This window comes from Microbispora corallina, from assembly GCF_016863035.1.
Taxonomy (GTDB): Bacteria; Actinomycetota; Actinomycetes; order Streptosporangiales; family Streptosporangiaceae; genus Microbispora; species Microbispora corallina.
This window is the reverse complement of the sequence record NZ_BOOC01000044.1, coordinates 51210-59103: the sequence shown is the minus strand read 5'-3', so window position 1 is coordinate 59103 and position 7894 is coordinate 51210. Positions and strand designations below refer to the sequence as shown.

Genomic DNA, 7894 nt, shown 5'->3' with positions numbered 1-7894 from the left:
CGTTCACCCGGTCAGCCGATCGGGTCGAGCTGCTCCACCGCGGGGCGGAGCGGCCACAGGTCGCCGCCGGGCGGCGCCTCCAGTAGGGGCACCGCCTTCCGGGCCGCACGGTCGCCGTGGTCGGCCGCCGCGTGGACGATGTCGCTCGCGGCGTACCTGGAGAACTCCAACTCGGGGTGGGGCCAGGCGGCGGCGCCGCTGGCGACGGGCAGCAGGTAGTCGATCGACGTCGCCAGGCCGCCGCCCTGAGGCGTCCGGTACGTCCACAGGTTCACGCCTGCGTGCTCGCCGACGGCCGCCAGGCGGGTCAGCGCGACCAGGTTGAACGTGGAGTAGTGCCAGCTGCGCGTCCTGCTGATCTCGTTCGGCTGGCTGCCGTCGGCCGCGAGCTGGACGTCCAGCCGTTTGACCTCGGCGTCCTCCACGATCTGCCGGGCGAGGTCGCGCTGCCCGGTGGCGAGGGCGAGCGCGGCGTTCTGCATGTCGTAGAACGACCCGTGGTTGTTGGCGGCCGCGGCCTCCTCGATCCCGTTCGGGCTGGTCCGCAGCCAGGTGAGGAAGTCGGCATACCAGCTGCGCATCGCGTCGTGGTCGGCCCTGGTCCAGGTGGGCGCCCCCAGGTCGAGGATCGCCGTCGCGTCCAGGATGTCGGTGAACTGCTGGGAGAAGTCGATGATCCCGATGCCCCGGCCGTCCACCTTGCAGGGGATGAACTGGGTGTAGGTCAGGCGCGGGTTCATCCGGGTGGCCGGGTCGACGAACCAGGTCCGCAGGTCGAGCGCGGCCCGCTCGGCGTACGCCGCCCTGCCGGTGTAGTACCAGGCGAGGGTGAGCGTGTAGACGGCCGTGAACATCTCGCCGCGCTCGGCGTGGTCGGTGATCTCGTCGATCGCGGGGTTGCGGACGCCGTCCTTCTGCACGTACGGGCAGCCCCACGGGTTGTCGGCCGTCTTCGGCTGGCTGGGCCACCAGTACGGCGCCTCGCTGAGGTAGTCGTGCCTGTCGCCGCTGGGCGCGACCTGGGGCTTGTCCGTGACGGACCAGGGGCCCTCGGTCAGCCAGGCGTCGGCCTGGGCGGTCAGCGCGTCCAGGTCGCGGCGCAGTGCCGGAACGTGGCGGACCTGGTCGCGCGTGCGGGCCAGCCGCGAGCCGTCGAGGACGACGGTCTTCGGCGTGACCGGCTTCTTCGCTGCGATAGCGCTTCCGGGAGCGCTATCGGCATGAGCGGAGCCCGCGAGGAGGGCCAGGGTGGCCGCCGCCGCGACGGCGGCCACCGGGACGATGAGACGGTGGAGGGGCAAGGAAACTCCGTTCTCAGGCGGTGCCGGCGGGCAGCGGCCGGGCCGCGCTGTCCTCGTCCGTGTTGATGGTGGAGATGAGCTCCTCGCGGTCCGGCGTGTTCTCCGGCCGCAGGAAGCCGATGATCGTGAACAGCACCAGCGAGGTCGCCACAGGGGCCGCGGTCGCCACGGCCGTCGAGACGCCGCTGATCCCGTAGTTGGTCAGCCAGAAGACGAACAGACCGGCGGCCCAGGAGGTCAGGGCGGCCGTCGGGCCGGACCGGCGGAACGCCGGGAGCATGCCGAGCAGCAGCGGGATCGAGATCGGGCCGATGAGGCCCGCCACCCACTTGATCACGACGGTGATGATGTCCTTCAGGGCCGGGCTGTTGACCTGGGTGGCGACGCTCATCGACAGGGCGATGAACGCGACCGTGGTGACGCGGGCCGCGACCAGGCTCGCCCGGGTGTCCCAGGCCCGTGCCCTGCTCGACAGCACCGGGATCACGTCCCGGGTGAAGACCGAGGCGATCGCGTTGGCGTCGGAGGAGGCCATCGCCATGGTGTGCGAGAAGAACCCCGCCACCACCAGCCCGAGCAGGCCGTGCGGGATGAGCTGCGTGGTCAGCAGGGCGTAGGAGTCGCTCGCGTCGGGCTTGACCGCGTGGACGAGCAGCGGCGCCGCCCACATGGGGAAGAACAGCAGCAGCGGCCAGACGGCCCACAGCGCCGCCGACAGCCGGGCGCCGCGCGCGGCCTGCGCGGGCGTCGGGGCCGCCATGTAGCGCTGGGCCTGGTTCCACATGCCGCCGTTGTACTCGAACGTCTTGATGAACAGGAACGCGAGCAGGAACGTCAGCGTGTACGGCCCGTTGAGCGGGTGGGCGTGCTCGGGCGGGAGCCGGTCCCACAGCCCGCCGATGGCGCCGATCCCGCCCAGCTTGCCGAGGACGGCCGCGAGCATGACGACGCCGGCCAGCAACTGGATGACGAACTGGCCGAAGTCGGTCAGCGCGTCGGCCCACAGGCCGCCCACCGTGCAGTAGACGGCGGTGACGAGGCCCGTCAGCAGGATGCCCTGGTTGAGGGACAGGCCGGTGAAGGTCGACAGCAGCGTGGCGATGGCCGCCCACTTGGCGCCGACGTCCACGATCTTGAGCAGGCCGCCCGACCAGGCGAGGGCCTGCTGGGTCGGCACGTTGTACCGCCGGGCCAGGAACTCCAGCGGCGAGCTCACCCTGAGCTTCGCCCGGATCCGGTTCAGCCGGGGGGCGAACAGCACCGAGCCGATGGCGATGCCCACCGCGATCGGGAACGCCCAGGTGAAGTAGGAGGTCGCGCCGTACAGGTAGGCGAGGCCCGCGTACCCCGTGAACATGACCGCGCTGTAGCCGGACATGTGATGCGAGATCCCGGCCAGCCACCACGGCATCCGCCCGCCGGCGGTGAAGAAGTCGCTGATGTTGCCGATGCGGCTGTGGGAGTAGACGCCTATCGCCACCATGACGACGAAGTAGGCGCCCAGGACGAGCCAGTCCAGTGCGGTCATGCCTGTCAGACCTCCGGGTGAACGCTCGGCACCCGGACCGCGAACCGCCTGGCCCCGTTACCTTGCGCCCGCCTCCCGGCCGCCGTCAATGGCGGGCTCGCAGGTCACGGACCCGTACGGCGCAGGCCGCGGGAGTGTGGCGCAGGTCACGACGTGTTCAGATATATGAACCGTCTTCGCGTATCTGAATCGTTATCTGACACGCCCTTGATCTCGCACATGACGAGAGGTGAAAGTGTGCGGCGAGTGAGATATCGACATCGGTACACCACGGACCCGTCACCGCCTGGCATCGGTGACCGTCCCTCGGGAGGCCCATGGAGAATCGTCCGCCCGCCGGCGGCGTCAGGACGCGACGAGGTCAGATCTCGTACTGCACGGCCGCGCGGGACGCGAGGATCGGCACGATCGACTCCTCGATGATCGCCCGGTGGACCGGGTGGTCGCGGTAGACGACGTAGTCCTCCTGGGAGTCGAAGTCGGCGACCACGGCGAAGGAGAAGTTGCCCTGGTTGAGGCCGGCGTCGGCGCCCAGCTCGTAGCGGCGCAGCTCGGGGATGGCCGCGGGCAGCCCGCTCAGCCGCTCGGCCACCTCGGCCTTCTGCTCCTCCGTGGCGTCCTCGACCCAGTTGAGCAGCACGACGTGCCGGAACATGGCCCTCCCCCTCGCTATGTACGAACGCCCCATCATCCCACGTGGCGGGAACGGCGCGTTCAGGACAGGTGCCACTCGACGCAGGCGTGGCGGCGGCGGTCGGCGAGCCACTCGGCGAAGGCGGCCGTGCCCGCCGCCCGCAGCGTCGGGGGGTCGTCCCGGCATACCGTCCGCTCCAGGACGAGGCCGGTGAGGTAGCCGCCCGCGTGCGCGACGGGCCCGACGAGGGACCCGCGCGGGGCGTGGCGCAGCGGCGCCGGCACGTCGGCCGCCCAGCGCTCGCCGAGCGTGACCACCGCCTCCCCGCAGCCGAGCAGGCCGCCGAGGCCGCGCAGCAGCTCGCCGTTCACCGGCTGGGGCCCGCTCGCCCACAGCGCGCGGACGCGGTCGAAGTCGGCCCGGTGCGCCTCCAGGTACGCGGCGGCGAGCTCCGCCTCCTTCCGCCGCCGGAAGCGCCGCCGCCGGGCGGCCCCGGCGACGAACGCCTCGTACTGCTCGCCGGTCATCGACGTCTCCGCCAGCCAGGCCAGGGTGGAGGAGCGGTCGCGCAGGCCGCGGGCGCGCCGGAACTCCTCGGTCGCGGCCCGCAGGTCGGCCTCGGCCAGGGGTTCGTCGTCGTCCAGGACCTCGTTCAGCAGCAGGCACTGCTCCACGATCTCGTCGTGGACCGTGCGGCCCTCGCGCGACCACTGCCGCAGCAGCGTCACCGCCTCGGGCAGCCGCAGCCGCACGCGGTCCACCGTGACCACGGTGAGCGCGGGGAGCGCGGCCTCGGGCGCCTCGGGGACGTGGCCCGCCCGGTCGTCCTGGATGTCGTACACGGGACAACGGTAGGAACCCGTGGTTGTCGGCCACTGGTTCCGATCTTGCAGGCCACTTGCGCGGGCCGGTCCCCCGAGGGGCGTCAGCTCCAGGCGAGCATCCGCAGCGGGTCCTCCAGCATGGACCCGACGTCCCGCAGGACGCGGGAGCCGAGCTCGCCGTCGATCACCCGGTGGTCGAACGACAGCGCCAGCGTGGTGACCTTGCGGACCGCGATCTGCCCGTCGACCACCCAGGGCATGTCCCTGATCTGGCCGAACGCGAGGATGGCCACCTCGCCGGGGTTGAGGATCGGGGTGCCCGCGTCGACGCCGAAGACGCCCACGTTGGTGATCGTGATCGTGCCGCCGGTCAGCTCCGCCGGCTGGCACCGCCCCGCCCGGGCGCGCTCGGTCAGCTCGGCCAGCGCCCGGGCCAACTCGGGCAGCGACATGGCGTCGGCGTCCTTGACGTTCGGCACGATCAGCCCACGCTCGGTGGCCGCCGCGACGCCGAGGTTCACGTAGTGCTTGACCACGATCTCCTCGTCGGTCCAGGTCGCGTTGGCCATGGGGTGCCGCCGTACGGCGGTCAGCAGCGCCTTGGCCACCAGCAGCAGCGGGGAGACCCTGACCTCGGCGAACTCGGGAAGCTGGCGCAGCCGCCGGACCGCCTCCATCGTCTCCGTCACGTCGATCTGCAGGAACTCCGTGACGTGCGGGGCGGTGAACGCGCTGGCCACCATCGCCTGGGCGGTGGCCTTCCTGACCCCCCGGACGGGGATGCGCTCCTCGCGCACGGCTCCCGCCGCGCGGGAGGGCGCCGCCGCGGGGACGGCGGCGGCTCCGACGGCCGCCTCGACGTCCGCGCGCGTGATCGAGCCCTGCGGGCCGGTGCCGGTGAGGGCGGCCAGGTCCACGCCGAGGTCTTTGGCGAGCTTCCGCACGGGCGGCTTGGCCAGCACGCCGACCGCCCGCGTCGCCGGGGCCTGCGTCGCCGGGGCCTGCGTCACGGAGGCCGCGGCCGCGCCGGGAGCGACGGCCGGAACGGCGCTCGGGCCGCCGTTGCGCACGGCGGCCGGCGCGGCGCCGGGAGCGGCGGGCGAAACCGGGGCCGGGGTGGCCGCGGAGCCCTTCCGGGGACGACGCCTCGTGCTGGACGCCTTGACGCCGTACCCGACCAGGACGGGCTGCCGCTTCTCCTGCTCCGGCGCCTGACCGGAGGGCGGCGGGGGCACCAGGTCCTCCGCCAGGCCGCCGGTGACCGGGACGTCCTCGTCCTCGCCGGTCTTGACCGCGATGATGGGCGACCCGACGTCCACCGTCTGACCCTCGGCGGCCATCAGGGACGAGACGGTCCCCTCGAACGGGCACGGCAGCTCGACGACCGCCTTGGCCGTCTCGATCTCCACGATCGTCTGGTTGACCTTGACCGAGTCGCCGATGGCGACGTGCCACTTGACGATCTCGGCCTCGGTCAGGCCCTCGCCCACGTCGGGGAGCCTGAACTCACGCAGCATGAGGAAACCCCCCTCTCAGAAGGCGAACGAGCGGTCGACGGCGTCGAGCACCCGGTCCAGGTCGGGCAGGTAGTACTCCTCCAGACGGGACGGCGGGTACGGCGTGGAGAACCCGCCCACGCGCAGAACCGGAGCCTCCAGGTGGTAGAAGCAGGTCTCGCTGATCCGGGCGGCCAGCTCGGCCCCGAAGCCGGTGAAGACGGGGGCCTCGTGGACCACCACGCACCGGCCGGTCCGCTGCACGGAGTCGACGAGCACGCCCATGTCGAGCGGGTTGAGCGAGCGCAGGTCGACGACCTCCAGGTCGCGCCCCTCCTCCTCGGCGGCGGCCGCGGCCTCCAGGCACGTCTTCACCATCGGCCCGTACGCGAAGAGGGTCAGATCGCGGCCGGGCCGGACGATCCTGGCCTGGTCGAGCGGGAGGCCGGGCGCGGCGAGGTCGACCTCGGCCTTGTCCCAGTAGCGGCGCTTGGGCTCGAAGAAGATGACCGGGTCGTCGCAGCGGACGGCCTCCTGGATCATCGTGTACGCGTCGGCCGGGTTGGAGCACGCCACCACCCGCAGGCCGCCCGTGTGGGTGAAGTGCGCCTCGGGCGACTCCGAGTGGTGCTCGACGGCGCCGATGCCGCCGCCGCACGGGATGCGGACGACGACCGGCAGCTTGAGCGCGCCGAGCGAGCGCAGCGGCATCTTGGCGAGCTGCGTGATGATCTGGTCGGCCGCCGGGAACACGAACCCGTCGAACTGGATCTCGCACACCGGCCGGTAGCCGCGCAGGGCCAGGCCGATGGCGGTGCCGACGATGCCCGACTCGGCGAGCGGCGTGTCGATCACGCGATCTTCGCCGAAGTCCTTCTGCAGGCCGTCGGTGACGCGGAAGACGCCGCCGAGCTTGCCGACGTCCTCTCCCATGACGAGGACCTTGGAGTCGTCCTCCATCGAGCGGCGCAGCCCCTCGTTGAGCGCCTTGGCGAGCGTCAGTGTCGTCATCGCTCGAACCCCGCCAGGTAGGTGAGGTACTGCTCGCGCTCCTCGTCGAGCAGCGCGTGCGCCCCCGAGTAGACGTGCTGGAAGATCGCCTCCGGCCGGGGGTCGGGCAGCGCGAGGCAGCGGCTGCGCACGTCCTTGCCGAGGGCGTCGGCCTCGGCGTCGATCTTTTCGAAGAACTCCTGGTCGGCCAGCTCGTTCTTGAACAGGTAGGCCTTGACGCGCTCGATCGGGTCCTTGAGCTTCCACGCCTCCAGCTCGTCGGCGAGGCGGTAGCGGGTGGGGTCGTCGGACGTGGTGTGCGCGCCCATGCGGTAGGTGAACGCCTCGATCAGCGTCGGGCCCTGCCCCTCGCGCGCGTTCTGCAGCGCCCGCCGGGTGACCGCGAGACAGGCGAACACGTCGTTGCCGTCGACCCGGACGCCCGGGAAGCCGAAGCCGGACGCCCGCTTGTACAGCGGGATCTTCGACTGCTTCTCCAGGGGCTCGGAGATGGCCCACTGGTTGTTCTGGCAGAAGAACACGATCGGCGCGTTGAACACCGACGCCCAGATGAACGACTCGTTGACGTCGCCCTGGCTGGTGGCGCCGTCGCCGAAGTAGACGATCGTGGCGGCCTCGGCGCCGTCGCGCTGGATGCCCATGGCGTACCCGACCGCGTGCAGCGTCTGCGAGCCGATGACGATCGTGTACAGGTGGAAGTTGTGCTCCGCCGGATCCCAGCCGCCGTGGTTGACCCCCCGGAACAGGCCGAGGAGCTTGACGGGGTCGACGTCCCTGCACCAGGCCACGCCGTGTTCACGGTAGGTGGGGAAGGCCATGTCCGCGTCGGTGAGCGCCCGCCCCGAGCCGATCTGCGCCGCCTCCTGCCCGAGGAGCGAGGCCCAGATGCCCAGCTCGCCCTGCCGCTGGAGGGCGACCGCCTCCAGGTCGACGCGGCGGACCAGGACGAGGTCCCGGTAGAGGGAGCGGACCTCTTCCGCGGTCAGCTCGATGTCGTAGTCGGGGTGCTCGACCCGCTCACCCTCCGGGGTGAGCAGCTGTACGAGCTCCGGGGGTGCGTCAACACCGCGAGGGGCGTCGGCTGTCACGTGCCACTCCTG

The 7894-nt window shown here is 71.8% G+C and carries 7 protein-coding genes; all 7 read right to left on the bottom strand.

All coding sequences use genetic code 11. The features are described 5' to 3' along the window. Positions 1-11 precede the first annotated feature (11 nt). On the bottom strand, positions 12-1301 hold the full coding sequence (locus tag Mco01_RS33580; RefSeq protein ID WP_204060844.1) for an alginate lyase family protein: 1290 nt from the start codon (positions 1299-1301) through the stop codon (positions 12-14). A 13-nt stretch (positions 1302-1314) separates the two neighbouring features. Beyond that, on the bottom strand, positions 1315-2829 hold the full coding sequence (locus Mco01_RS33575; protein ID WP_204060843.1) for a sodium:solute symporter family protein: 1515 nt from the start codon (positions 2827-2829) through the stop codon (positions 1315-1317). A 361-nt stretch (positions 2830-3190) separates the two neighbouring features. After that, positions 3191-3484, bottom strand: coding sequence for a Dabb family protein (locus Mco01_RS33570; RefSeq protein WP_204060842.1), 294 nt, complete (start codon positions 3482-3484; stop codon positions 3191-3193). A 59-nt stretch (positions 3485-3543) separates the two neighbouring features. Continuing rightward, on the bottom strand, positions 3544-4305 hold the full coding sequence (locus Mco01_RS33565; RefSeq protein WP_204060841.1) for a hypothetical protein: 762 nt from the start codon (positions 4303-4305) through the stop codon (positions 3544-3546). An 83-nt stretch (positions 4306-4388) separates the two neighbouring features. Further along, on the bottom strand, positions 4389-5804 hold the full coding sequence (locus tag Mco01_RS33560) for a dihydrolipoamide acetyltransferase family protein (protein ID WP_204060840.1): 1416 nt from the start codon (positions 5802-5804) through the stop codon (positions 4389-4391). A gap of 15 nt (positions 5805-5819) precedes the next feature. Next, a complete protein-coding gene (locus tag Mco01_RS33555; protein ID WP_204060839.1) occupies positions 5820-6794 on the bottom strand; it encodes an alpha-ketoacid dehydrogenase subunit beta in 975 nt (324 codons plus the stop codon). Next, positions 6791-7882, bottom strand: a complete 1092-nt coding sequence (gene pdhA, locus Mco01_RS33550) for a pyruvate dehydrogenase (acetyl-transferring) E1 component subunit alpha (RefSeq protein ID WP_204060838.1) — start codon at positions 7880-7882, stop codon at positions 6791-6793. The genes Mco01_RS33555 and pdhA overlap by 4 nt, the downstream gene beginning before the upstream one ends. Positions 7883-7894: the final 12 nt, after the last annotated feature.